At 69.1% G+C, this 22,724-nt stretch carries 26 protein-coding genes; 6 read left to right on the forward strand and 20 right to left on the reverse strand.

Going from position 1 to position 22,724, the window contains the following annotated elements:
• The first annotated feature begins 42 nt into the window (after window positions 1–42).
• From AC3A6B_RS07960 to AC3A6B_RS07975, 4 genes are all read left to right on the forward strand, one after another.
• Window positions 43–570: a DUF3617 domain-containing protein gene (locus AC3A6B_RS07960; RefSeq protein WP_487836193.1), complete on the forward strand. Its 528-nt coding sequence runs from the start codon at window positions 43–45 to the stop codon at window positions 568–570.
• Between the two features lie 70 nt (window positions 571–640).
• Window positions 641–1,654, forward strand: a complete 1,014-nt coding sequence (locus tag AC3A6B_RS07965) for a ligase-associated DNA damage response exonuclease (RefSeq protein WP_487836424.1) — start codon at window positions 641–643, stop codon at window positions 1,652–1,654.
• Entirely contained in the window at window positions 1,651–3,297 is a 1,647-nt protein-coding gene (locus AC3A6B_RS07970) for an ATP-dependent DNA ligase (protein ID WP_487836194.1), read from the forward strand. The genes AC3A6B_RS07965 and AC3A6B_RS07970 overlap by 4 nt, the downstream gene beginning before the upstream one ends.
• Window positions 3,298–3,410: 113 nt before the next feature.
• Complete coding sequence (locus AC3A6B_RS07975) at window positions 3,411–3,989, forward strand: cyclic nucleotide-binding domain-containing protein (RefSeq protein WP_487836195.1); 579 nt, start codon at window positions 3,411–3,413, stop codon at window positions 3,987–3,989.
• Between the two features lie 3 nt (window positions 3,990–3,992).
• On the opposite strand, the gene AC3A6B_RS07980 is transcribed toward AC3A6B_RS07975, so the two are convergent.
• Genes AC3A6B_RS07980 through AC3A6B_RS07990 form a run of 3 tightly spaced genes read right to left on the reverse strand, consistent with a single transcriptional unit; the run spans window position 3,993 to window position 6,058 of the window.
• Window positions 3,993–4,523 carry a TPM domain-containing protein gene (locus AC3A6B_RS07980; protein WP_487836196.1) on the reverse strand — a complete coding sequence of 177 codons (531 nt, stop codon included), beginning with the start codon at window positions 4,521–4,523 and terminating at the stop codon, window positions 3,993–3,995.
• 2 nt (window positions 4,524–4,525) lie between these two features.
• Entirely contained in the window at window positions 4,526–5,455 is a 930-nt protein-coding gene (locus AC3A6B_RS07985) for a TPM domain-containing protein (protein WP_487836197.1), read from the reverse strand.
• A gap of 6 nt (window positions 5,456–5,461) precedes the next feature.
• Entirely contained in the window at window positions 5,462–6,058 is a 597-nt protein-coding gene (locus AC3A6B_RS07990) for a LemA family protein (protein WP_487836198.1), read from the reverse strand.
• 45 nt (window positions 6,059–6,103) lie between these two features.
• On the opposite strand from AC3A6B_RS07990, the gene AC3A6B_RS07995 reads away from it, so the two are divergent.
• Window positions 6,104–6,856, forward strand: coding sequence for a hypothetical protein (locus AC3A6B_RS07995; protein ID WP_487836199.1), 753 nt, complete (start codon window positions 6,104–6,106; stop codon window positions 6,854–6,856).
• On the opposite strand, the gene AC3A6B_RS08000 is transcribed toward AC3A6B_RS07995, so the two are convergent.
• The 12 genes from AC3A6B_RS08000 to AC3A6B_RS08055 all read right to left on the reverse strand — a co-directional run bounded on the left by AC3A6B_RS08000 (window position 6,853) and on the right by AC3A6B_RS08055 (window position 18,627).
• The gene (locus AC3A6B_RS08000; RefSeq protein WP_487836200.1) at window positions 6,853–7,668 is read right to left on the reverse strand and encodes an ABC transporter permease; all 816 of its coding nucleotides are present in this window, start codon (window positions 7,666–7,668) and stop codon (window positions 6,853–6,855) included. The genes AC3A6B_RS07995 and AC3A6B_RS08000 overlap by 4 nt on opposite strands.
• On the reverse strand, window positions 7,665–8,564 hold the full coding sequence (locus AC3A6B_RS08005; protein WP_487836201.1) for an ABC transporter permease: 900 nt from the start codon (window positions 8,562–8,564) through the stop codon (window positions 7,665–7,667). Before AC3A6B_RS08005 ends, AC3A6B_RS08000 begins: the two co-directional genes overlap by 4 nt.
• The gene (locus tag AC3A6B_RS08010) at window positions 8,561–9,700 is read right to left on the reverse strand and encodes an ABC transporter ATP-binding protein (protein ID WP_487836202.1); all 1,140 of its coding nucleotides are present in this window, start codon (window positions 9,698–9,700) and stop codon (window positions 8,561–8,563) included. The genes AC3A6B_RS08005 and AC3A6B_RS08010 overlap by 4 nt, the downstream gene beginning before the upstream one ends.
• Window positions 9,697–10,743: an ABC transporter substrate-binding protein gene (locus tag AC3A6B_RS08015; RefSeq protein WP_487836203.1), complete on the reverse strand. Its 1,047-nt coding sequence runs from the start codon at window positions 10,741–10,743 to the stop codon at window positions 9,697–9,699. The genes AC3A6B_RS08010 and AC3A6B_RS08015 overlap by 4 nt, the downstream gene beginning before the upstream one ends.
• Before the next feature lie 28 nt (window positions 10,744–10,771).
• Window positions 10,772–11,758, reverse strand: a complete 987-nt coding sequence (locus AC3A6B_RS08020) for an isopenicillin N synthase family dioxygenase (protein ID WP_487836204.1) — start codon at window positions 11,756–11,758, stop codon at window positions 10,772–10,774.
• Between the two features lie 55 nt (window positions 11,759–11,813).
• On the reverse strand, window positions 11,814–12,509 hold the full coding sequence (locus AC3A6B_RS08025) for a cysteine hydrolase family protein (RefSeq protein ID WP_487836205.1): 696 nt from the start codon (window positions 12,507–12,509) through the stop codon (window positions 11,814–11,816).
• Window positions 12,506–13,432 carry an ABC transporter permease gene (locus tag AC3A6B_RS08030; protein WP_487836206.1) on the reverse strand — a complete coding sequence of 309 codons (927 nt, stop codon included), beginning with the start codon at window positions 13,430–13,432 and terminating at the stop codon, window positions 12,506–12,508. Before AC3A6B_RS08030 ends, AC3A6B_RS08025 begins: the two co-directional genes overlap by 4 nt.
• Window positions 13,432–14,460: an ABC transporter permease gene (locus tag AC3A6B_RS08035; protein WP_487836425.1), complete on the reverse strand. Its 1,029-nt coding sequence runs from the start codon at window positions 14,458–14,460 to the stop codon at window positions 13,432–13,434. Before AC3A6B_RS08035 ends, AC3A6B_RS08030 begins: the two co-directional genes overlap by 1 nt.
• 157 nt (window positions 14,461–14,617) lie before the next feature.
• On the reverse strand, window positions 14,618–16,138 hold the full coding sequence (locus tag AC3A6B_RS08040) for an ABC transporter ATP-binding protein (RefSeq protein ID WP_487836207.1): 1,521 nt from the start codon (window positions 16,136–16,138) through the stop codon (window positions 14,618–14,620).
• Entirely contained in the window at window positions 16,135–17,226 is a 1,092-nt protein-coding gene (locus tag AC3A6B_RS08045) for a BMP family ABC transporter substrate-binding protein (RefSeq protein ID WP_487836208.1), read from the reverse strand. Before AC3A6B_RS08045 ends, AC3A6B_RS08040 begins: the two co-directional genes overlap by 4 nt.
• Window positions 17,216–17,623 carry a VOC family protein gene (locus AC3A6B_RS08050; RefSeq protein ID WP_487836209.1) on the reverse strand — a complete coding sequence of 136 codons (408 nt, stop codon included), beginning with the start codon at window positions 17,621–17,623 and terminating at the stop codon, window positions 17,216–17,218. The genes AC3A6B_RS08045 and AC3A6B_RS08050 overlap by 11 nt, the downstream gene beginning before the upstream one ends.
• 2 nt (window positions 17,624–17,625) lie before the next feature.
• Window positions 17,626–18,627: an isopenicillin N synthase family dioxygenase gene (locus tag AC3A6B_RS08055; protein WP_487836210.1), complete on the reverse strand. Its 1,002-nt coding sequence runs from the start codon at window positions 18,625–18,627 to the stop codon at window positions 17,626–17,628.
• Between the two features lie 244 nt (window positions 18,628–18,871).
• On the opposite strand from AC3A6B_RS08055, the gene rutR reads away from it, so the two are divergent.
• A complete protein-coding gene (gene rutR / locus AC3A6B_RS08060; RefSeq protein ID WP_487836211.1) occupies window positions 18,872–19,600 on the forward strand; it encodes an HTH-type transcriptional regulator RutR in 729 nt (242 codons plus the stop codon).
• Window positions 19,601–19,613: 13 nt separating this feature from the next.
• Here the strand turns inward: rutR and rutF are convergent, their stop codons facing one another.
• The 5 genes from rutF to rutB are packed head-to-tail and all read right to left on the reverse strand — an operon-like array spanning window position 19,614 to window position 22,721.
• Window positions 19,614–20,108, reverse strand: a complete 495-nt coding sequence (gene rutF / locus AC3A6B_RS08065; protein WP_487836212.1) for an NADH-dependent FMN reductase RutF — start codon at window positions 20,106–20,108, stop codon at window positions 19,614–19,616.
• A gap of 16 nt (window positions 20,109–20,124) precedes the next feature.
• Window positions 20,125–20,712: a malonic semialdehyde reductase gene (locus tag AC3A6B_RS08070; protein WP_126839400.1), complete on the reverse strand. Its 588-nt coding sequence runs from the start codon at window positions 20,710–20,712 to the stop codon at window positions 20,125–20,127.
• Window positions 20,709–21,509: a pyrimidine utilization protein D gene (gene rutD / locus AC3A6B_RS08075; protein ID WP_487836213.1), complete on the reverse strand. Its 801-nt coding sequence runs from the start codon at window positions 21,507–21,509 to the stop codon at window positions 20,709–20,711. Before rutD ends, AC3A6B_RS08070 begins: the two co-directional genes overlap by 4 nt.
• Before the next feature lie 2 nt (window positions 21,510–21,511).
• A complete protein-coding gene (gene rutC, locus AC3A6B_RS08080; RefSeq protein WP_126839402.1) occupies window positions 21,512–21,904 on the reverse strand; it encodes a pyrimidine utilization protein C in 393 nt (130 codons plus the stop codon).
• Window positions 21,905–21,929: 25 nt separating this feature from the next.
• Entirely contained in the window at window positions 21,930–22,721 is a 792-nt protein-coding gene (gene rutB / locus AC3A6B_RS08085) for a pyrimidine utilization protein B (protein WP_487836214.1), read from the reverse strand.
• Between the last annotated feature and the right edge of the window lie 3 nt (window positions 22,722–22,724).

Raw genomic sequence — 22,724 nt, forward strand, 5'->3', positions numbered from 1 at the left:
CGGCTGGCTTTCATTTCCAATCCGTCTTTGCTGGAGTACACGATGAGGACTTACACCCCCCGCCTCGGGATCGCCGCCGCGGCCTGCCTTTTGTTCGCTGGCGCGGCGAGCGCGCTCGACTATCCGCCGCGGAAGCCCGGCCTGTGGGAAATGACGATCCAGTCGGACGACGGCGCGTCCAAGACGCCACCGATGCAGACCCAGCAATGCATCGACGCCGCCACCGACAAGGCGATGCGCGAGATGGGCAGCAGCACCGGCCAGCAAGCCTGCTCGAAGCAGGACATGCGCACCGAGGGCGGCAAGATGGTGGTCGATTCGGTGTGCAAGATCGGCACCACCACCGCCACCACGCATTCGGTGGTCTCGGGCGACATGGGCACCGGCTACCGCATGGAAAGCCGCTCCAGCTACAACCCGCCGCTCGCGGGCCGCAAGGAGGGCACGGCCGTCATCGAGGCCAAGTGGGTCGGGCCCTGCAAGGCCGGCCAGAAGCCGGGCGACATGGTGATGTCGAACGGCATGAAGATGAACGTGCTGGACATGATGGGCGCCCAGAAGAAGAAGTAGGCTGCCGCCGACAGCGCTTCGCGTCGGCTCGTCTGCGTGCATGGTGCGGCATCGACCTACGATGTCCGCCATGCCCGACGACCTGGTCATCGCCCGCCCCGAAGGCCTCTACTGCCCGCCGGGCGACTTCTACATCGATCCGTGGCGGCCGGTCGATCGCGCCGTCATCACGCACGCCCACTCGGACCATGCGCGTGTCGGCCATGGCCACTACCTCGCGCATCGCGACAGCGCCGGCACGCTCGCCGCGCGGTTGGGCGAGATCAGCCTGCAGACGCTGGACTACGGCGAGGCCATCGTCCACCACGGCGTGAAGCTTTCGCTGCATCCGGCCGGCCACGTGCTGGGCTCCGCGCAGGTGCGGCTCGAGCACGGCGGCCGCGTGTGGGTCGTCTCGGGCGACTACAAGACCGAGCCCGACGGCACCTGCACGCCCTTCGAGCCGGTGCCCTGTGACACCTTCATCACCGAATCGACCTTCGGCCTGCCGATCTACCGCTGGCCGTCGCAAGCCGAGCTGTTCGCTGAGATCAATGGCTGGTGGCGCGCCAACGCCGAACAGGGTCGGGCCTCGGTGCTGCTTTGCTACGCCTTCGGCAAGGCGCAGCGCATCCTGCACGGCGTCGATGCGGGCATCGGTCCGATCGTGGTGCACGGCGCGGTCGAGCCCTTGAATGCGGTCTACCGCGCGGCCGGCGTGGCGCTGGCGCCGACCTTGCGCGTGACCGACCCGGGCGTCGATGCCGCGCTGCTCCAGCGCGCACTGGTGCTCGCGCCGCCCTCGGCGCACGGCACGCCGTGGATGCGGCGCTTCGGAAACTACTCGGATGCCTTCGCCAGCGGCTGGATGCAGCTGCGCGGCACGCGAAGGCGGCGCGGCGTCGATCGCGGCTTCGTGATGTCCGACCATGCCGACTGGCCGGGGCTGCAGCAGGCCATCGCGGGCACCGGCGCCGAGCGCGTGTTCGTGACGCACGGCAGCGTGGCGGTGATGGTGCGCTGGTTGAGCGAGAGCGGGCTCGATGCGCAGGGATTCAAGACGGAGTATGGAGACGAGGACATGGAAGCGACGCCTGCGCCATGAAGCAGTTCGCCGCGCTCTACCGCGCGCTCGATGCGAGCACCTCGAGCCTGGCCAAGCAGGCTGCGCTGCAGCGCTACCTGCTAAGCGCCGCGCCGGCCGACGCCGCCTGGACCGTGTACTTCCTGGCCGGCGGCAAGCCGCGGCAACTGGTGCCGACCAAGCTGCTGAGGCTGCTCGCGCAGGAGGCCGCCGGCCTGCCGGAATGGTTGTTCGTCGAAAGCTACGAGGCGGTCGGCGATCTGGCCGAAACCATTTCCCTGCTGCTGCCGCCACCGACCGAGGCGCACGACCTGGGGCTCGCGGTCTGGATCGAAAAGCACCTGCTGCCCTTGCGGGGCATGGCGCCGGAGCAGCTTTCCGATGCGCTGCGCGCGCAATGGCGCCGCCTCGCGCCCGAGGAGCGGCTGGTCTATTTCAAGCTCATCACCGGCGGCTTCCGCGTCGGCGTCTCGCGCCTGCAGGTCACGCAAGCGCTGTCGGTAGTCGGCGGACTCGGCCCCAAGCGCGTCGCCCAGCGCTTGATGGGCTACACGCACATCGCCGGCCAGCCCACCGCGGCCGACTATGCCGCGCTGATTGCGCCCGAGAGCAGCGGCGAGCTCGACCAGCAGGCGAGCGGACAGCCCTATCCCTTCTTCCTCGCACATCCGTTCAACCTGCCGCTCCAACAGTTCGATGCGGCGCTCGGGCCGCCCTCGCATTGGCTCATCGAGTGGAAGTGGGACGGCATCCGCGCCCAGCTGGTCAAGCGCGCCGGCCGGGTCTGGCTGTGGTCGCGCGGCGAAGAGCTCGTGACCGAGCGCTTTCCCGAGCTCGCGCAGATGGGCGAAACGCTGCCCGACGGGACGGTGCTCGACGGCGAGATCGTGGTCTGGCGCGAGGGCCGCGTCCAGCCCTTTGCCGAGCTGCAGAAGCGCATCGGCCGCAAGACGCTCAGCCCCAAGCTGCTGCGCGAGATCCCCGCGGTGCTGCTGGCCTACGACCTGCTCGAATGGGAGGGCCACGACCTGCGCGCGCTGCCGCAGGCCGAGCGCCGCGTGCTGCTCGACGATCTGCTGACCGCGGCGCAGCATCCCTCGCTGGTCGCGAGCCCCATGCTGCACGGCGAGAGCTGGCAGGACTTCGCGCGCCAACGCGAAGCCGCGCGCTCGATGGGCGTCGAAGGGATGATGCTCAAGCAGCGCGAGGCGCACTACGGCGTCGGCCGCACCAAGGACGTGGGCCTGTGGTGGAAGTGGAAGATCGATCCGCTCTCCGTCGATGCCGTGCTGGTCTACGCGCAGCGCGGCCATGGCCGCCGCGCCAGCCTCTACAGCGACTACACCTTCGCGGTCTGGGACGGGCCGCCCGAAGCGCCGGAGCGCAAGCTCGTGCCCTTCGCCAAGGCCTACTCGGGCCTGACCGACGCCGAGATGGCGCGCGTCGACGCGGTCATCAGGAAGACCACCATCGAGAGCTTCGGTCCGGTGAGGAGCGTGCAGCCCACGCTGGTCTTCGAGCTCGGTTTCGAAGGCATCGCGAAGAGCACGCGCCACAAGAGCGGCATCGCGGTGCGCTTTCCGCGCATGCTGCGCTGGCGCGAGGACAAGCCGGTGGAGGAGGCCGATACCCTGCAGACGCTGGCGGCGCTGCTGCCCGCGTGAAGACGCATCGCGCAGAAAGAGAAGAAGTTCTCAGCCTCGGCGGCTACTTGAGCGCACCGCGGCAAACTGCAGGACCCGACGACGCAGTTCTGAGAAACTCGGCACTCCCATTCATGCACGATCACCGCAATCCTCGTCCCGGCACCGATCTGCGCGAGCACGCCGTTCAGCTGCTGATGCAGGCCGCACCGCTGGCCGGCATGGGGCTGCACGAGGCGCGGGTCGTGGTCGATGCCATGCGGCCGCTGCATCTGCTGGCCGACACCCTGCTGTTCGAGGAAGGCGATGCGGTCGACAACGACTACATGGTCCTGGTGCTCGATGGCCAGCTGCGCGTGGTCAGCAGCAACGGCGTAGCCGGCGACGAGGTCGTGATCTCGGTCATCGGCCCGGGCAGCCTGGTCGGCGAAATGGGCGTGATCGATGGCGGACCGCGCTCCGCGAGCTGCACGGCGCTGACCGACGTCAAGCTCGGCGTGCTGTCGCGGACATCGCTGCTGGAGCTGGTCGAGACGCACCCCGGCGCCGCAGCCCGCCTGATGCTGGGCGTTGCCAAGGGCCTGGCCGAGCGGCTGCGCGAGGGCAACCGGCGCTTGCGCACGCTGTCGCGGGTCACGCGTGCGCTGCAGTCGGAGCTGGACGCGGCGCATGCCGTGAACCGCCGCCTTCTCGACGCGCAGGGTCGCCGCTGAGCCTCAGATCAGCATGACCGGCTCGTCGGGCAGCTCGTTGCGGTCGGCCTGGCCCTCGGCCAGCGGAAAGTGCGTGACCAGCAGCGCCGACATCTCTTCCAGCGCCTGCGTGAGGCCGTCCTCGAAGCGCCCCTCGCGAAAGGCGGCGGCCATGCGCTGCGCCATCGCAGCCCATTCCTCGGTGCTCACGTGCGCGTCGATGCCGCGGTCGGCCACGATCTCGATCGCGTGCTCGGCCATGAGCAGGTAGATCAGCACGCCGTTGTTGTCCGCCGTATCCCACACGCGCAGCTTGCCGAACATCATGATCGCGCGCTCGCGCGCCGCGGCGCCGCGCCAGATGTAGGACAACGGCAGGCCGGCCTCGACGCAGATGCGCACCTCGCCGCTGTGGCGGCGCTCGCTGGCCGCGACCCGTCGCGAGAGGCGCTCGAGCGCTTCGGGCGGCAGCGCGCGCCGCACGTCGGCCGCGTCGATCCAGCGATGGCGCCAGAGGCGCGCGAGCTTCGAGAAGAAGGATGACGTCGCGGCCATGGCTACCAGTCCCCCGAGGCGCCGCCGCCGCCGAAATCGCCACCGCCGCCGGAGCTGAAGCCGCCGCCCAAGGAGCCGCCGCCCCAGCCGCCGCCACTGCCGCCGCCCCAACCACCGAAACCGCCTCCGCCCAAGCCACCGCCGCGCCGGCCGGCGCCGGCGCCGAAGGCCGTCGACAACAGCGTGAAGAGCAGCGCACCGAGCCCGGCCAGCACGGCGACCACCAGGCTGGAGGTCAGCACCATCACCAGCACGCCCGTCGCGCCGCCCAGCGCCAGCGGCCCCAGCACCTTGCCGAGGATGGCGCGCGCGATCGGGCCGCCGATCAGCACGCCGAAGAACAGGAAGATGGCGAGGTCCTGCCAGTCGAATCCACTGTCGTCGCGCTCGCCGTTGCCGAAGTCGCCGCTCTTGTTGTCGACCTCGGGCAGCGCCTCGCCCTTGACGCGCGCGATCAGCTGGTCGGCCGCCGCGTCGAGCCCGCCCGCGAAGTCGTTCTCGCGAAAGCGCGGCTTCATCGCGTGGTCGATGATGCGCGCCGCCGCGATGTCGGGTACTGCGCCTTCGAGCGTCTTCGCGACCTCGATGCGCATCTTGCGGTCGTTTTTGGCGACGATGACGAGGATGCCGTCGCCCACTTCCTTGCGGCCGATCTTCCAGGCATTGCCCACGCGGTTGGCGTAGCTCGCGATGTCCTCGGGCGCCGTGGTCGGGACCATCAGCATCACGATCTGCGAGCCTTTCTGCTGCTCGAAGGCCTGGAGCTTGGCTTCGAGCGCCTGGCGCTGCTGCGCATCGAGCGTGCCGGTCTGGTCGATCACCCGAGCGGTGAGCGCCGGCACCGGCAACAGGTCCTGGGCCTGCACGCCGGCGAGCGCGACGGCCAGCAGGAAGAGGGCTGTCAGCGCGCGCCGGATGCGGGCGGCGATCATTGAAGATTATTTTTTCGGCGCGCCGAAATCCACCGTCGGCGGCGTCGAGATCTGGGCCTCGTTCTGGACGCTGAAGTTGGGCTTCGGGTCGTAGCTGAACACCTTGGCCGTGATGATGGTCGGGAAGCTGCGCGCGAGCACGTTGTATTCCTGGACCGTCTGGATATAGCGGTTGCGCGCCACGGTGATGCGGTTCTCGGTGCCTTCCAGCGTCACGCGCAGGTCGCGGAAGGCCTGGTTGGCCTTGAGGTTCGGGTATTGCTCGGCCACCACCATCAGGCGCGACAGCGCGCTGGAGAGCTCGCCCTGCGCCTGCTGGAACTTGTTGAAGGCCTCGGGGTTGTTGAGCGTTTCGGGCGTGACCTGGATCGAGGTCGCCTTGGCGCGCGCTTCGATCACCTTGGTCAGCGTTTCCTGCTCGAAGTTGGCTTCGCCCTTGACCGTGGCCACGATGTTCGGCACCAGGTCCGCGCGGCGCTGGTACTGGTTGAGCACCTCGCTCCAGGCCGACTTGCTGGCCTCGTCGAGGCGCTGGAAGTCGTTGTAGCCGCAGCCTGCGAGCGACAGCGCCGCGAGGATGATCAGGAGCCAGCGTTTCACCATGTCGAACTCTCCGGGGTGCGAAGTGGGCGAAGGTAGCATAGATGAATGTCGGCCGACCCGCTTCAAGTCCTGCAGGCCGCGAACCGCGCGCTGCCTTCCGCCGGCGCGGGCGAGGGCACGCTGCTGATCGCCGGCGCCACCGGCGCGCTGGGCCAGGAACTGGTGCGGCGCCTGGCGGGCCGGCATCGCTTCGACCACACGCGCGTGCTGGCGCGCGAACCCATTCGCGACGGCCTGCGCGGCGTCGAGACCTTGCTCGCGCCGGCCGAGGAGATCGCGCAATGGCCGCTCGTCGCGGCCGATACGGCGCTGGTCCTGTTCGAGCCGCCGCGTCTGTACTACGACCGCGAGCGTGCGCTGTGGACGCCCGAGCCGGCGCAGCTGCCCGCGCTCGCGCGCTGGCTGCGGGCCTGCGGCGTAGGCACGCTGGCCATCGTGCAGCCGCACGACCAGGGGCGGCTGCCGGAAGCGCTGAAGCGCGGGCTGGCCAGCCTCGACGAAGAGGCGGTGGTCGCGCTGGGCTTCGAGCGCGTGGTCATCGTGCGCTCGGCGCGCAAGCCCGCCGCGGCGCGCTTCGCGAATCCGGCCGAGCGGCTCGCGGCATGGATGCTGTCCATCGCCCGCTTCATGGTGCCGACCAGCGAGCAGCCGGTGCGGGCCACCAAGGTGGCGGAACTGGTCGACGTCGCGCTGCGCATCGCGCCGCCGGGCGTGCACGTGGCGGCGCCCGAGCTGGTGTGGCAGGCGGCACAGGGCGAGCTGCAGGCGGTGGCCGAAGGCTGGTTGCGTGCGCGCTAGCCGAAGCGCAGCGAGCGCAGCCCCACCGTCCGGTCCACCCACACCACCACCGCCAGCGTGAGCACGATGCTGACCGTGGACACCGCGGCCGCGGTCGGGTCGAAGTCCCAGCGCAGGTAGTCGAAGAGCTGCAGCGGCAGCGTCGTCATGCCGATGCCCTTCAATAGCAGCGACATGTTGAAGAGGTCGAAGGAGATCACGAAGGCGAACAGCGCGCCGGTGATGATGCCGGGCTTGATCAGCGGCAGCGTCACGCGCACGAAAGCGCGCCACGGCGAGGCACCAAGGCTGCGCGCCGCCTGCTCCAGCGAGGCGTCCTGGTTGTAGAGCGCCGAAGCCACGTTGGTGAACACATAGGGCAGCGTGACCAGCACGTGGCCGACGACCAGGCCGAACATCGTGCGCGTGCCGATGCCGCTCGCGTAGAGGAAAAACAGCAGCGCGATGGCGGTCAGGATCTCGGGCAGCATGAGCGGCATCATCAGCAGCATGCGCAGGGGTTCACGCAGCCGCTGCGCATACCTCACCACGTAGAGCGCGCCGGCGATGCCGATGACCGACGAGATCAGCGTCGCGGTCGCCGCCAGCAGCAGCGAGCTGCGGATGGCGCGCATGAAGGCCTCGTTGACGAACAGCGCGCTGAACCAGCGCAACGAGATGCCCTGCGGCGGGAAAGTCATGAACTCGCCGGCGTTGAGCGACATCAGCACGATGATCGCGATCGGCAGCAGCAAAAAGGCGTAGACGGCGCCTACGTAGAAGAGGCCGAAGCCGTCGGCGACGCGATGCGACAGCGGTGCGTGGCGGGTCATGACAGGCCCTTCATGAAGCGGCCGGTCAGCTTCCCATAGAGCGCCACCGCCGCCATGCCGCAGGCCGTGAGCACCAGCGCCTGCGCCGCGCCGACGGGCCACTGGAAGTTGTCGATCAGGTTCTGTACCACCAGCACCGACATGGTCTTGACCTGCGCGCCGCCGAGCATCACCGGCGTCACGTAGGCGCTCAGCGCGAGCACGAAGACCAGGATCGTGCCGGCCTGGATGCCGGGCCACGACAAGGGCAGCACGAGGCGCCAGAAGACCTTGAGCCGCGAGGCGCCGAGCGAGCGCGCGGCCGCTTCGAGCGAGGGATCGATGCTCTGGATCACGCCGACCAGCGGCAGGATCATGAAGGGCAGGAACACGTGCACCAGCGCAATGGTCACGCCGAGCCGGTTGTTCATCAGCTGCAGGCCGGTCTCGACCAGGCCGAGGTCGAGCAGCACGCGGTTGACCACGCCGTTGCCCGACAGCAGGATCAGCCAGCCGAAGCTGCGCACCACCACGCCCACCAGCAGCGGCGAGAGCACCAGCACGTAGAGCACACTGCCCCAGCGCGAAGTCGTGCGCGCGAGGTGGTAGGCCACCGGGTAGCCCAGCAGCAGGCAGATCGGCGTGACGGTGAGGCCCAGGAGCAGCGTGTCGCCCAGCACGCCGAGCAGGTAGCCGTCGGAGAGCGCGCGGCCATAGTTGGCGAGCGTGAGGCCCGCGCCGTAGGGTGCGCCGACGGCCGGCGGGCGCAGGCTCATCAGCACGATGTTGAGGTAGGGCAGGACCAGGAAGACGCCGATCAGCACCAGCGCTGGCGCGATCAGCCAGAAGGCGCGGCGGGCAAGGGGCACGGCGCGCGTCGCGTTCGGTGCCGCGGCGACGGAAGCGACCGCGCTCATTCGCCCTCCGCAATGATCCAGGCATGCCCCGGCTCGAAGCGCATGCCGCTCGAAGCTCCGGCCGCGACCCGCTGGCCCGGTGCGGTCTGCACCAGCAGCGAGGGGCCGCCGGCGCATTGCACCGTGTGCTCCACGCTGCTGCCGAGGAAGTAGCTGGTGGCCACCTGGCCCTGGTAGGGGCCGCCGGCATCGAAATGGATGGCCTCGGGGCGGATCGTGACGTGCACGGCCTGGCCGGGCGCGAGCGGCTGGTCATGGTCGGCCTCCACGGTGCCGAGCGCGGTGTCGAGGCGAAAGCGCAGCCACGGGACTTCGCTGGGCAGCATCGATTCGACGCGGCCCTCGATCAGGTTGGAGCGGCCGATGAAGCGCGCCACGTCCACGCTGCGCGGGCGCAGGTAGATGGCTTCGGGCGCATCGAACTGCTGCAGCCGGCCGCCCAGCATCACCGCCACGCGGTCGGACATCACCATCGCCTCGGCCTGGTCGTGCGTGACGTAGAGCGTGGTGATGCCGACGCGCTTCTGCAGCTCGCGGATGAAGACGCGCATGTCCTCGCGCAGCACCGCGTCGAGGTTGGCCAGCGGTTCGTCGAGCAGCAGCAGGCGCGGCTCGATCACCAGCGCGCGGGCCAGCGCCACGCGCTGCTGCTGGCCGCCCGAGAGCTGGCGCGGATAGCGCTCGGCCATGCTGGTGAGCTGCACCATCGCCAGCACCGCGTCGATGCGGCGCGCCATCTCGGCCTTGGGGACGTTGCGCATCTCCAGGCCGAAGGCAAGGTTGCGCCGCACCGTGAGGTGCGGGAACAGCGCGTAGTTCTGGAACACCATGCCGATGTCGCGGCGCTCCGGCGGCAGGCCGGTGATGTCCTCGCCGTCGAGCAGCACTGCGCCCTCGTCGGGGTACTCGAAGCCGGCCACGCAGCGCAGCGTGGTGGTCTTGCCGCAGCCGCTCGGCCCTAGCAGCGAGATGAACTCGCCGGGCTCGGTGTGCAGTTCCAGCGCGTGCAGCGCCGTCATGGCCTGGAAGCTCTTGCCGAGGCCCTTCAGCGTCAGCCGCGTCATGCGGCGTGCGCGCACCGCGGCGGCCGCGTCCGAATCCGCCGGCCGCGTGCCGGCCGGCAGCACCGCGCTCACTTGATCTCCCGGTTCCAGCGGTCGGTGATGGCCGGCAGCTGCGGATTGACCTTGCTCCAGTCGAAGCCGACGATCGATGCCATCGCCTTGCCGCTGACCGGCACGTCGGCCGCCATCGACGATGCCAGCTGTACCCTGGTGTTGGTGGGCGAAGTGAAGAACTCCTTGGCCATCATTTCCTGCACCTCGGGCTGCAGGATGAAGTTCAGGTACTTGTAGGCATCCTCCTTGTTGGGCGCATTCTTGAGGATGTTGAAGGACTGCTCGAAGGCCACCACGCCCTCGCTCGGCACCACCATCTCGACCGGCACGCCCTTCTTCTTCAACGCGACGATCTCGGGGAAGTCGATCACCGCCACCGTCACGTCGCCGCGCGTGAGCATGGTGGAGAGCGTGCCGCTCCAATCGGCCTGCGTGAAGGGCAGCAGCTTCTTGATCTCGACGAAGGCGCGGTCGATCGCGTCCTGCGAGCCGCCGTGGATCTTGGCGGTCATCAGCAGGAACAGCATCGCGGCCGTGTTGCCGATCTGGTAGAGGCCGATCTTGCCCTTGAACTCGGGGTTGCTCCAGAGGTCGGTCCAGGACTTGGGCGGCGTCTTCACCAGGTCCTTGCGGTAGCCGATGCCGATGGTCGACACGATGCCGCGCACGCCGTTGTCGCCCGCGTTGCGCAGGTTCGGATAGACGTTCGCGAGGTTGGGCACCTTGGCGGCGGGAATGGGCTCGAAGTAGCCCTCGCCGCGCACCACGCTCGCGATGTTCTCGTTGACCATCAGCACGCTGTAGGGCGGCTTCTCGATGCCGGCGGCGCGCAGGTTGGCGATGAAGTTCTTGCCCAGCCCGACGTCGAGCGTGGGCTGCACGCCGCTCGTCTTGTCGAGCATCGGCAGCAGGTCGCTGCGCCAGAACTTCTCCCAGCGGCCGCCGTACGTGTTGACCACCAGCGGCGAAGCGGCGAAGGAGGGCAGGGCGGGCAGCGCGAGGCCGGCGGCAGCGCCGAGGCTGCGAAGAAGAAGGTCGCGACGGTTGGAGAAGGCGTGCATGGAATCTTTCAGGCGGCAAGTGAAGGAATCAGGCGGTGACGGCATCGCCGGCCGGTGCGCGGCGGTAGTCGTAGTTGCGGTTCAGGCGGTCGAGCAGGTAGTCGCCGTAGCGCACCGGCGCGTGCTTCGGCGGGTTCGCCTCGCCGGTGCAGCTCGGCAGGCATTCGATCAGCGCGTCCATGCCCGGGTCGAAGAAGTAAGGCAGCGAATAGCGGTCACCGCCGGAGCGGTTGATGACGCGGTGCGGCGTGGAGACGAAGCGCATGTTGGTCCAGCGCGCGAGCATGTCGCCGACGTTCAGCACGTAGGTGTTCGCAATCGGCGGCGCCTCGATCCAGTCGCCGCCGCGCGGGCGCACCTGCAGGCCGCCCGCGTCGTCCTGCGCCAGCAGCGTGACGACGCCGTAGTCGGTGTGCGGGGCCGAACCGATCTGCTCGTCTTCCAGCGGCGGCTGCGGCGGGTAGTGCAAGAGGCGCAGGAAGGTGGTGGGCTTCTCGAAGTGATGATCCAGCGCATGCGCCGGCAGCCCCAGGCTCATCGCGATCAGCTGCACGAGGTAGCGGGAGAGCGCGTCGACTTCGGCGATGTAGCGCTCGATGCGCACCTGGAAGTCCGGCACCCAGCCGGGCCACTGGTTGGGCCCCTGCAGCGGCAGGCCGGCCAGCAGGCGGTGATCGTCCGGCGGCAGCTCGTGCATGAGCATCAGCGACTCGCTCATGTTCGGCCGCGTCACCTTCGCCACCGAGGAGGTGACGATGGTGGAAGTGGCCATGCCCATGTAGCCGCGATGAAAGCCGTTGATCGCGATCGACTGCTTGCGTTCGAGCGGCGAGGCATGGAACTCGCGCGAGGCCGCGAAGGCCGCGTCGCGCGAAGCGGCCGCCACGTTGTGCCCCGCGATGTAGGCGAAGCCGATGGTGCTGAGCGCCTCGTGAAGACGCGCCGCGGTCTCGCGCGCCAGCGGTGCCTGCGGGTCGATGTTGCCGTGTAGATCGATGAGGGGAATGGATGTCATTGGATAGCCTTCGCGCTGCGCGCTACGGTATTCGCCTTGGGAACGGCCCGGCGGCTCATGGATGAACTTCGAACGAGAAGTACTGCTGCCAGTGCGCCAGCAGGTCCGCCGCCTCCACGACCAGCCCCAGGTGCAGCGACACCATGCTGAGCGCCGCGGCCTCGAGGTGCGCGTCGGTGCCTCGCACCAGGTCGCGCAGCACGATCACGCGGTAGTTGTGGTTGTTGGCGTCGAAGGCGGTGTTGAGCACGCAGCAGTCGGTGAAGCCGCCGTTGAGCACGACGGTGCGGATGCCCTGGTTGCGCAGCAGGAAGTCGAGATCGGTGGGATAGAAGGCCGAGAGGCGGCGCTTGTTCTCCACCCGCAGGTCGCCGGGCTCGACGCGCGTGACCCACTCGGTCCAGCGGCTGCCCTCGATCGCATGGGCATCGGCGTTCGGGATCTCGCCCACGTGCAGCGGAAAGGTGCGCCGCCATGCGGCCGGGATGCCGCGCAGGTCGTCGGCGCCGTCGGGCCTGAGCACCGACTTCACGTGCACGATCGGCACGCCCAGTGCGCGAGCCTGGTCGTGGAAGGCGTCGATCGGCGCCACCAGCTCGCGTGCGCGCGGGGCCGGGCAGGGGCAGTCGGGGCCTTCGTCGAGATGACCGCGGTGCATGTCGATCGAGATCACGGCGGTGGCCGCCGGGTCGAGGTAGTCCTCGAAGCCCGCGTCCAGCTCGCGCGGCTTCTCGTAGACGTAGGCCTTCATCGCCTTTCCTCCCGCACGTAGGGCACGCCCAAGGCGCCCGGTTCGCCATCGCCGCCGCGTCGGGCCAGCGCCACCCAGACCATCACGCCCAGCGTCACCGCATAGGGCGTCATCAGCACGAAGTACTGCGGCAGTTGCACGCCGGCCGCGGCCAGCTGCGGGATCAACGCCTCGATGCAGCCGAAGAGCAGGGCACCGACGAGCGCCTTCCACGGCGACCAGCGCGCGAAGATCACGAGGCCGACCGCGATCCAGCCGCGCCCGCCGGTCATGCCGGCGATCCACAGCTTGGTGCTGACCACCGAGATGTAGGCGCCGGCCAGGCCGACGAGGGCTGAGCCGGCCAGCACCGCCGCGAAGCGCCAGGCCGAGACTGAGAGGCCGGCCGCATCGGCGGCCTGCGGGTTCTCGCCCACCGCGCGCAGCCGCAGGCCCGCATCGGTGCGCAGCAGGAACCAGGTGACGGCCGCAAAGACCGGCAGCGTGAGCCAGACCATCGCGTTCTGCTGGAACAGGCGCCCCACGACGGGCAGCATCGACAAGGGCCACAGCGCCAGTGTGCCGATGCCTGGCGTGGCCTGGTTGGTCCACTGGGCCAGCGTGCCGATCAGTGCCGTGAGCCCCTGGCAGAAGAACACCAGCGCCAGGCCCGCGATCACCTGGTTGACGCGCAGCCAGATCACCATCACCGCGAACAGCATCGAGACGACGGCGGCCGCCAGCATGGCCAGCAGCAGCGACACCGCCGGCTCGCCGAACGCGAGTTGCGCACCGATGCCGGCCAGCGCGCCGACCAGCATCAACCCTTCGGCGCCGAGCGAGAGCACGCCCGCGCGCTCGCAGACGATCAGGCCCAGTGCGGCCAATGCATAGGGCACCGCGAAGTCGGGGGTGTTGGCGAGCCAGTTGAGCACGATGTCCATCACGCGGCTCCAGCCCCCAAGCGGCGCAGCCGATGCCGGATAAAGAAATCGCTCGACGCCACGCACACCACGATCACGGCCTGGATCAGCTGCACCATCGAGAAGGGCACCTGGTAGAACACCTGCAGGCTGCGCCCGGTCACGAACAGCGCGGCGACCATCAGCGCGACGACGCTGGCGGCCAGCGGATTGTTGCGCGCGAGGAAGGCGATCAGGATGCCGGAGAAGCCATAGCCCTGGTAGAAGGCCTGCGTGAGCCGGCCCTCCTGCCCCGCGGCGACGGCGAAGCCCGCGAGACCGGCCATCGCGCCCGAGAGCAGCACCGCGCCGTAGATGACGCGCGCCACCGGCACGCCGGCCGCCTGCGCCATGCGCGGGTTGGCGTCGACGAAGCGAAGGTAGAGGCCGGCGCGGCTCACGCCGACCAGCCACCATCCGAGGAGCGCGACGATCGCCGCCAGCCCGATCGCGCTGTTCACGCCCGCGAAAAGATCGGGCAGCCGCTCGAAGGCGCGGAACTGCGGCGAATAGGGAAAGTTGTCCTTCGGGTCCTTCCAACTGCCGTACACCAGGTGCAGCAGGAAGTTGGCCGCCATGTAGTTGAGCATCAAGGTCGAGATGATCTCGTTGACGCCCAGCCTGAGCTTGAGCAGCGCCGGGCCCAGCACCCACAGCAACCCGGCGGCCAGCGCGGCGACGAACATCAGCGGCAGGCGCAAGGAAGGCGGGCCGATCTCGAAGACGGAAACGGCCGTCGCGCCGATCGCGCCCCAGATCATCTGGCCCTCCAGGCCGAGGTTCCAGAAGCGTGCGCGGAAGGCCATCGCACCGGCCAGCCCGACCAGGATCATCGGCGCTGCCTGGAACAGCACCGCGCGGAAGTTCTGGCCATCGAGGAAGGTCTGGACGATGAACTCGTTCGCCAACTCGGCGGCCGGCACGCCCGCGGCCACCAGGATGGCGGCCGAGAGCAGGAGCCCCATGCCGATGGCGGCGGCGAGGATGAGCGCCTGCCAGTGCCAGGCCATGTGCTGCCGGATCTCGAGCGCATAGCGGCGCGCGACCCAAGGCTGGCGTGCCGCGCCTGCCTCCGGTCGCCCCGAGCCCGTCGAAGGGCCGGCGCAGGCTTCGACAGGCTCGGCCCGAGCGGTCGGCGCCGCCTGCGTCGGCATCGCGAGCGAAGGCTCAGCCATGGTCCACCATGGCCTGACCGACGGCTTGCCGATTGGCCGGCTGCGCGAACTCGGCCACGATGCGGCCGCGCGTCATCACGCCCACCCGGTCGGCCAGTGCCAGCACCTCGTCGAGGTCTTCGCTGATCAGCAGAACGGCCGCGCCGGCATCGCGCGCCGCGCGCAGCCGCGCATGCACCTCGGCGCCGGCGCGCACGTCCAGTCCGCGGCTCGGGCTGTGGGCCAGCACCAGCCGCGGCGACTTGCCGAACTCGCGCGCCAGCACCAGCTTCTGCGCATTGCCGCCCGACAACAGCGCGGCCTTCTGCGCGATCGAGCGCACGCCCTGCACATCGAAGGCGGCGCAGGCGGCCTGTGCGTCCTTGTCCATCTCGCGGCGCTTCAGGCGCCAGGCCGAGCCGTAGCGCCCGCTGTGGACCTGGCCGATGCCATGGTTCTCGGAGACCGAGAGGCCGCCCGCCAGCGCGAGGCCGTAGCGGTCGGCGGGAATGGTGGCCAGCCCCAGCGCGCGGCGCGCCGTCGTCGGCGTGGCCTTGAGATCGCCATGGCCGTCGAGCGCGATCTCGCCTTCGGTCTGGCCCGGCAGGCCCATGATCGCGCCCGCGAGTTCGCCCTGGCCGTTGCCGCCGACGCCGGCCAGCCCGTAGATCTCGCCCGCGCGCAGATCGAGGTCGACACCGTCGAGCACGCGGCGGCCCTGCACTTCGGGCGAACGCAATCCGCGCACCGTGAGTCGCACCGCGCCCGGTGTCGCGCGCGTCGCGCCGGCAGCGGGCGCGGTGATCGATTCGCCGACCGTGAGCCGGACCAGTTCGCCCACCGGCATCTGCTGCGGGTCGACCGTCGCGACCGTGCGGCCGCCGCGCATCACGCTCACGCGGTCGGCATGGCGCTTGACGTCGGCCATCTTGTGCGTGACCAGCACTACCGCCGCGCCGCGGCGCGCGAGCCCGTGCACGGTCGAGAGCAGGCGCTCGGCTTCCTGGTCGGTCAGCACGGCGGTGGGCTCGTCGAGGATCAGGATGCGCGCGCCGGCCAGGAGCACCTTGAGGATCTCGACGCGTTGCTGCTCGGCGACCGACAGTCGGTCCACGCGTTGCGCCGGGTCGATGTCGAAGCCGAGCTCGCGCGCCTTGTCGCGGATGGCCTCTTCGACGCGGCGCAGGCGTTTGCCGTGGCCTTCGAAGCGCTCGGACCGCGGCACGGTCAGGAGGATGTTCTGCGCCACCGTGAAGGGAAGCACCAGCCTGAAGTGCTGGTGGACCATACCGATGCGCGCCTTCGCGGCATCGCGCGGCCCGCTGAAGCGCACCGGGTTGTCGTCGACCAGCATGGCGCCGGCCTCCGCCGCATAAAGACCGGCCGCGATGTTCATCAGCGAGGACTTGCCCGCGCCGTTTTCGCCCAGCAGTGCATGCACCTCGCCCCAGCGCGCCGAGAAGTGCGCGTCGGTAAGCGCCGCAAATCCGTCGAAGGACTTGTGGATGCCGCTGAGCTGAAGTGCGGTCGTCATTTCTGCGTGACGACGCCCTTGACGAACCAGTCCATCTTCCACAGATCGGCGTCCGACAGCACGGCGCCCTTGGCGACGCGTTCCTTTCCGTCGCGGTCGGTCAGCGGGCCGGCATAGATCTGCTTGCCCTTGAGCAGCGCGTCGCGCTCGGCGCTGATGGCGGCGGCCTTGTCCTTCGGCACCCCTGGGCCGAAGCCCGCGATGTCGGTGCCGCCCGCGCTCATCGGAATGAAGGCACCGTAGGGCGCCGGCTTCCAGTTGCCTGCCATGATCTTCTTCAGCTCCGGCGTGAGGAACTTGTCCCAGACCCAGACCGAGGAGCACAGCGTGGCCTTGGGCGCGAACTGCCGCAGGTCGCGGTGGTGGCCGGTGCCGTAGACGCCGCGCTCCTGCGCCACGATCTGCGGCGTCGGGCTGTCGACGTGCTGGCCGATCACGTCGGCGCCCTGGTCGATCAGGGCAGCCGCTGCGGCGCGCTCCTTCACGGGGTCGTTCCACGAGCCGGTGTAGATCACGTTCACCGTGGCGTTCGGGTTCATCTTCTGGGCGCCGAGCGCGAAGGCGTTGATGGTCCAGTTGACGACGCCGAAGGGGTTGGCCGCGACGAAGCCGAGCTTGCCCGTCTTCGATGCCGCGCCCGCGGCCATGCCGCACAGGTACTGGCTCTCGTAGGTGCGGCCGTAGAAGGATTCGAGGTTGGCGCCGTTGCTGGTGCCCGAGCCGTTGAGGAAGGCCACGTCCGGGTACTTGGCCGCGAGCTCCTTGAAGCTGTCGGAATAGCCGAAGGCGGTGCCGATGATGATGTTGGCGCCGCGCTGGATGAACTTCTCGGCCGCGGGCTTGATGGCGGAGGCGTCTTCCGGCACGTTCTCGACGAACTGGATCTTCTCGCCGGTTTCCTTCTCGACCTTGATGCGCGCCTCGTCGAAGGCCTGCGTCCAGCCGCCGTCGTTCTTGGGGCCGAAGTACAGCATCGCGATCTTGGGCTTGCCCTTGAGGGTGAAGCCGTCGGCCGCCGCGGCCGGGCCGGCCAGCGCTGCACATGCCAAGAGCGCTGCCACGGCGCAGGAAATCGGTTTACGCAACATCACTCGGACCTTTCATCATGAAATTGATACGGAACACATTGCCCTCGGGGTCGAGCAGCACCGACTGGTACCAGTGGTAGTAGGTGAGGTAGGGCGGCTTGACGAGCGTGGCGCCGGCGGCGACGGCGGTCGGTACCAGCGAATCGACTTCCTCTTGCGAATCGACATCGATGTTCAGCAGGAACTTGACGCCGCGCGTGTCGGAGAACTCGGCCAGCTGCAAGAGCTCGTAGGCATCGAGCGCGTTGAAGCCCAGGCTGGACTTTCCCGTGTCCAGGCCGCGAAAGATCGGCGAGCGGATGGCCTCGATCTCGGGGAAACCGAACACGCGCTGGTAGAAGCCGCTGAGCGCGACCACGTCTTTGGCGAAGACGTTGACGTAGGAGAGATGGGCCATGGTCAGGCGGTGACCTTGGTGCCGCCGAAAGTCGTTTGCTTCAGGAACTTCGACTTCAAGTGGTCGCCGGAAGAGATCGGCGCGTACTTCGGCGCCTCGCCGGGCGCGAGGCAGCTCGGCAGGCATTCGACCATCGCGTCGTAGTTGGGCTGGTGGAAGAACACCAGCGACTGCCGGCGGTTGGTGCTGGCCGCATCCGGCGGCGGGTTGACCACGCGGTGCAGCGTCGAGACCCACAGATCGTTGGTCCACTGCATCATGAGGTCGGCGATGTTCACCACCAGGCCGCCCTCGACCATCGGCACGTCGACCCATTGGCCGGCCTTGTTGAAGACCTGCAGCCCCTTGTCGTCGGGTAGCACGACGGTGAGGCTGCCGTAGTCGCTGTGCGCGCCGGCGCGCAGCTGGCCCGGCAATGCAGCCTCGGTCTGCGGCGGATAGCTCAGCACGCGGAACATGCTGATGTGCTTGTCGATCTTGTCGTCGAAGAAGGTCTCGGGCAATTCCAGCGCGAGCGCGAAGATGCGCATCAGCGAACGCGAGAGATCGCTCATCGCTTCGAAGTAGTCGTCGAAGGCCGGCTGGAAGCCCGGCAGTTGAGGCCAGACGTTGGGCTCGAAGTGCGGGCCGGCCGCAACGCCCCGGTGGTATTCGTCGGTCGGCACATTGGAGGGGCCGATGGAGAAGGACTCCTTCAGATCGCCCGGCGCCGCTTCTTCGAGGCTGTACGACAAGCCTTCCTCGCCCACCGCGCTGTAGCCGCGCACCGCATCGTCGCGCGGGCGGTCGACCTTGCGCTTCTCGGCCAGCGGCAGGGCAAAGAATTCGCGCGACGCCGCCGAGACACGTGCGATGAGTTCGGGCGCGATGCCGTGGTTGGTGATGACCAGGAAGCCGATGCTGCGGCAGGCCTCGTCGACCTTGCGCGCCACCTCGGCCTTGCCTGCGGGCGTTCCGGAAAAGAAGGGTGCCAGATCGATGATCGGTACGGACAGCAGGGTCATGCTTTCAATCCTTCGGTGTGACGGTGGCGGCGCTTCGACATGCAACGTCCATGCCAGTTGGACCAAATGGACAAATGCGAACTGCTGCATCGGCGTGGTGCGCGGGCAGCGGCGCGGCGCGGCGAATGCGTGCGCCCGGTGTTGCCGTGGTGCGTACGTGCGTACCATGGGCGGTACGGCTCGCGCGTGCGGGCCGCGTCGCAGGCAACGAGAATCCCAGGTGGAGAAGGAAGCAAAGCAACCCATGCCGAAAACACGCAGCAGCAGCATCAAGGCGCCGGCCGTGCTGGCCGCCGAAGCGCCGCAGTCCAAGCGCGTGCATCCGAAACGCGCACCCGTGGCGCGCAGCGTCACGTCGGTGAACCGGCGGCTGCGCCAGATCGAGGACAAGCGCGCGGCGATCCTGCGCGCAGCGCTGGGACTCTTCTCGCGCTTCGGCCTGCACGGCACCAGCGTCGACCAGGTCGCGGCGCGCGCGGATGTCTCGAAGAGCAACCTGCTCTACTACTTCGCCAACAAGGAGGAGCTCTACGTCTCGGTGCTGCGCGAGCTGCTCGCCGTGTGGCTGGAGCCGCTGCGCGGCTTCAGCGCCGAGCAGGATCCGCGGCAGGCGATCGGCGACTACATCCGGCGCAAGCTGGTGATCTCGCGCGACCAGCCCGATGCCTCGCGCCTGTTCTGCCTCGAGATGATCCAAGGCGCGCCGCTGCTGCGCGACGAACTCGACCGCGAACTGCGCGATCTGGTGACGCGCAAATCCGAAGTGATCCGCGCCTGGGTGGCCGCCGGCAAGCTCGCGCCGGTCGATCCGCATCACCTGATCTTCGCCCTATGGGCGACCACGCAGCACTACGCCGACTTCGGCGTGCAGGTACAGGCCATCACCGGCCGCACGCTGGACGACCCGGAGTTCTTCGAGGAGACGGTGGACAACGTGCAGCGCATCGTCCTGGGCGGCATCACCACGCGTTGAGCGCGCCGCGCGCTCAGTGCGGCGCGGCGACGATGTCGTGGTAGCGGCGGTCGAAGTAGATCAGGCCGTGCGCGGTACCGCCGATCGCGATGGCGACGGCCTCGCAGAACAGCACGTCGTGCGTACCCACGCGCGTCACCTGCGACAAGCGGCAGTCGAAAGACACGGCCGCACCCTCGAGCACCGGCGCGCCGGTGCGCTTGCGGCTCCAGCGACCCGCGGCGAAGCGTTCGTCCATCGGCGTCTTGCCGCCGAACAGGCCCGACAGCGCCTGCTGTCCGGCGGCCAGCGCGTTCACGCAGAGCACGCCGTTGGCCTGGAAGGCCGGATAGACCGAGGCCGAGCGGTTGAGGCAGACCAGGAGCGTCGGCGGCTCGTCGGTCACGCTGCACACGGCCGATGCGGTGAAGCCGGCGCGCCCAGCGGGGCCGTCGGTGGTGATGACATGGACGGCCGCGCCGAGGCGGGCCATCGCATCGCGGTAGTCGCTCCTGGGCAAGGCGTTCATGGCGTCGGTACCTTCCTCAGGCGAGCGCGCAGGCTTGCGAGAAATCCAGCCGCGGCAGGCGGCCGAACAGCTTCGCGGGGTCGCCGTGGCCCAGGTTGATCAGGAAGTTGGTGGTCCAGGGCGTGCCGGTGAAGAACGCGGCGTCGATCCTGGCCCTGTCGAAGCCCGACATCGGCCCCGCATCCAGCCCCAGCGCGCGCGCGGCGAGCAGCAGGTAGGCGGCTTGCAGCGTGGCGTTTCGAAAGGCCGTCTCGCGCGCGGCCTCGACGCTGCCGGTGAACCAGCTTCTGGCGTCGGCATGCGGGAACAGCGTGGGCAGCTTGTCGTAGAAGGCGCTGTCCCAGGCGGCGATCACGGTGACCGGCGCGTTCATCGTCTTCTCGAGATTGCCCTTCGACAAGGCCGGCGCCAGGCGCGCCTTGCCTTCGGGCGTGCGCACGAAGACGAAGCGGCCCGGCGAACAGTTGGCCGAGGTCGGCCCGGTGCGCGCGAGCGCGTAGACCTGTTCGAGCAGGGCGTCGGAGACCGGCTCGGGGCGCCAGCCGTTGTGCGAGCGGGCTTCGGTGAAAAGAAGCGCCAGGGCGTCGTCGTCCAGTGCTTTCATGCGGGGACTCCCGATGCGTTCACGCGCGCCAGGAAGGCGAGCAGGCTGCGGTTGAAGAGCTCGGCCCCGGTCACGCTGTGCGCATGTCCGCCATGGGGCACGCATTCGAGGCGCGCGCGGGGCAGGCCTTCGGCGAGGCGCTGCGAGCAGGTCCAGGGCACCAGCGTGTCGTCGGTGGCGGCGGCCACCAGCGCCGGCACGGCGATCTCGGCCAGGCGCGCGTCGACATCGAAGGCGCGCAGCGCTGCGATGCGCGCGCGCATGTTGGCCTCGCCCGGGAAATGCGCGAGCGCATGCTCGACCTCGTCGGCCACGCGCTGCGCATGGGCGGCGCACCAGGCGGCGGGGTAGAGGAAAATGGGTTGCGCCTCGACATAGGCGCGCGGGCCGCAGGCGCCGAGCAGCGCCAGCCGCGCATCAAAGCAGCGGGCCGAATGCGCATTGGGCTTCGACCACGCATTGACGAGCACGAGGCTGGCCACCCGCGAGGGCGCATCGAGCGCGAGCTGCAGCCCGACCAGGCCGCCGAGCGCATGGCCCACCAGGTGGCAGCGCGGCGTCGAGGTGGCGTCGAGGATCTCGAGCACGTCGCGCGCCATGTCGGCGATCGCGTAGCCGGCCTGCAGCTCCGCCGGGCTGCGGCCGGTGCCGCGCTGGTCGTAGGCGATCACGCGATGGCCGGCTTCGATCAGCGCAGCGAGCTGCGGCGACCAGAAGCCGGCCGAGCCGCCGAGGCCCGAGGACAGCAGTACCGCCTCGCCCTCGGCCGGTCCGTGCACCTCGTAGTGCAACGGCATGCTCAGGCCTTCTTGCCCACGTGCGCGATCGAGGCGATCTCGATCAAGGCGTCGGGCTTCACCAGGCCGCACTGGATGCAATAGCGCGCCGGCTTGGTGCCGGGGAAGAACTCGGCATAGACCGCGTTGATCTTCGCGTAGTCGGCCCAGTCCTTGATCATGATCATGTTAAAGGTCACGTCGTCCATGCTGCCGCCGGCGGCCTCGACCACGCCCTGGATGGTGCTGAGCACATGGCGCGCCTGCGCGCTCGCGTCGCCGACGTGGACCACGTTGTTGTCCTTGTCGAAGGGCAGGGTGCCCGACACGTAGAGCACGCCGTCGGCGAGCGTGCCGGGAACATAGGGTGCGAGCGGCACGCCGGTGCCGGGCGGGATGATGGCTTGCTTGGGCATGGATGGGTCCTTGTCGAAAAAAGAATCAGACGGCGGCCGCTTCGGCCGGTACGGGTCGGGTGGCGGTCTCGGGCGCGAAGGTTCTGCAGAAATCGTCGACCCTGGAGACCCAGCCGAAGAAGGTCTCGACGTTGTAGACCGCGGCCTGCTGGATCGCGGGCCCACCGAGCTCGTGCGTTGCGTCCTCGAGCATCACGGCGAAGTACTCGAGGTGGAAGGCATCGCGCAGCGTGGACTCCACGCACACGTTGGTGGCGATGCCGGTGAAGACCAGGTTGCGGATGCCGCGTGCGCGCAGGCTGCTGTCGAGCGTGCTGTTGAAGAAGCCGCTGTAGCGGGTCTTGGGGATGACGATGTCGCCCGCTTGCGGCCGCAGCGAATCGACGAGCGCGTAGTCCCAGCCGCCCTTGGCGAGGAAGCGGCCTTGCAGCTCGGGCTTCTGGCGCATGGTCTTGAGCGCGTTGGACTTGTACCAGTTGGGCGAGCCGGGGCCGCCGGCTTCCACGTAGTGCGCATCCCAGCCGTTCTGCAGGAAGACGGCCAGCATGCCGGCCGCGCGCGCGGCGGCGATGGTGCGCGCGATGTTGGCGATCACGCCCTGCGCGCCCGAGATGTCGAAGCCGGCCGTGTCCACGTAGCCGCCGATCGAGGCGTAGGCGTTCTGCATGTCGACGACGATCAGCGCCGAGTTGGCGGCATGCAGCGCCAGCGGCTCGGGCCGCGCCGGCAGCACCAGCGGTGCGGGCGCGCCGGGCGCGTTCGGCACGCCCACCGGCGTGCTGGAGGCGATGGTGGTGTTGTTCTTGGCGGTGCTCATGGC

The organism is Variovorax sp. Soil_C_33 (assembly GCF_057656935.1).

Excerpts from the sequence above, each read along its gene's own strand:
- AC3A6B_RS08000 (WP_487836200.1), bottom strand. The coding sequence starts at position 7,668 with ATGACCCGCCACGCACCGCTGTCGCATCGCGTCGCCGACGGCTTCGGC.
- AC3A6B_RS07985 (WP_487836197.1), bottom strand. The coding sequence starts at position 5,455 with ATGATCGCCGCCCGCATCCGGCGCGCGCTGACAGCCCTCTTCCTGCTG.
- AC3A6B_RS08025 (WP_487836205.1), bottom strand. The coding sequence starts at position 12,509 with ATGAAGGCCTACGTCTACGAGAAGCCGCGCGAGCTGGACGCGGGCTTC.
- rutF (WP_487836212.1), bottom strand. The coding sequence starts at position 20,108 with ATGAACGCCTTGCCCAGGAGCGACTACCGCGATGCGATGGCCCGCCTC.
- rutC (WP_126839402.1), bottom strand. The coding sequence starts at position 21,904 with ATGCCCAAGCAAGCCATCATCCCGCCCGGCACCGGCGTGCCGCTCGCA.
- rutR (WP_487836211.1), top strand. The coding sequence starts at position 18,872 with ATGCCGAAAACACGCAGCAGCAGCATCAAGGCGCCGGCCGTGCTGGCC.
- rutD (WP_487836213.1), bottom strand. The coding sequence starts at position 21,509 with ATGCCGTTGCACTACGAGGTGCACGGACCGGCCGAGGGCGAGGCGGTA.
- AC3A6B_RS08070 (WP_126839400.1), bottom strand. The coding sequence starts at position 20,712 with ATGAAAGCACTGGACGACGACGCCCTGGCGCTTCTTTTCACCGAAGCC.
- rutB (WP_487836214.1), bottom strand. The coding sequence starts at position 22,721 with ATGAGCACCGCCAAGAACAACACCACCATCGCCTCCAGCACGCCGGTG.
- AC3A6B_RS07980 (WP_487836196.1), bottom strand. The coding sequence starts at position 4,523 with ATGGCCGCGACGTCATCCTTCTTCTCGAAGCTCGCGCGCCTCTGGCGC.
- AC3A6B_RS07990 (WP_487836198.1), bottom strand. The coding sequence starts at position 6,058 with ATGGTGAAACGCTGGCTCCTGATCATCCTCGCGGCGCTGTCGCTCGCA.
- AC3A6B_RS07960 (WP_487836193.1), top strand. The coding sequence starts at position 43 with ATGAGGACTTACACCCCCCGCCTCGGGATCGCCGCCGCGGCCTGCCTT.
- AC3A6B_RS08020 (WP_487836204.1), bottom strand. The coding sequence starts at position 11,758 with ATGACATCCATTCCCCTCATCGATCTACACGGCAACATCGACCCGCAG.
- AC3A6B_RS08030 (WP_487836206.1), bottom strand. The coding sequence starts at position 13,432 with ATGGACATCGTGCTCAACTGGCTCGCCAACACCCCCGACTTCGCGGTG.
- AC3A6B_RS08045 (WP_487836208.1), bottom strand. The coding sequence starts at position 17,226 with ATGTTGCGTAAACCGATTTCCTGCGCCGTGGCAGCGCTCTTGGCATGT.
- AC3A6B_RS08035 (WP_487836425.1), bottom strand. The coding sequence starts at position 14,460 with ATGGCCTGGCACTGGCAGGCGCTCATCCTCGCCGCCGCCATCGGCATG.
- AC3A6B_RS07995 (WP_487836199.1), top strand. The coding sequence starts at position 6,104 with ATGTCGGCCGACCCGCTTCAAGTCCTGCAGGCCGCGAACCGCGCGCTG.
- AC3A6B_RS08055 (WP_487836210.1), bottom strand. The coding sequence starts at position 18,627 with ATGACCCTGCTGTCCGTACCGATCATCGATCTGGCACCCTTCTTTTCC.
- AC3A6B_RS07970 (WP_487836194.1), top strand. The coding sequence starts at position 1,651 with ATGAAGCAGTTCGCCGCGCTCTACCGCGCGCTCGATGCGAGCACCTCG.
- AC3A6B_RS08050 (WP_487836209.1), bottom strand. The coding sequence starts at position 17,623 with ATGGCCCATCTCTCCTACGTCAACGTCTTCGCCAAAGACGTGGTCGCG.
- AC3A6B_RS08040 (WP_487836207.1), bottom strand. The coding sequence starts at position 16,138 with ATGACGACCGCACTTCAGCTCAGCGGCATCCACAAGTCCTTCGACGGA.
- AC3A6B_RS07975 (WP_487836195.1), top strand. The coding sequence starts at position 3,411 with ATGCACGATCACCGCAATCCTCGTCCCGGCACCGATCTGCGCGAGCAC.
- AC3A6B_RS08015 (WP_487836203.1), bottom strand. The coding sequence starts at position 10,743 with ATGCACGCCTTCTCCAACCGTCGCGACCTTCTTCTTCGCAGCCTCGGC.
- AC3A6B_RS07965 (WP_487836424.1), top strand. The coding sequence starts at position 641 with ATGCCCGACGACCTGGTCATCGCCCGCCCCGAAGGCCTCTACTGCCCG.
- AC3A6B_RS08005 (WP_487836201.1), bottom strand. The coding sequence starts at position 8,564 with ATGAGCGCGGTCGCTTCCGTCGCCGCGGCACCGAACGCGACGCGCGCC.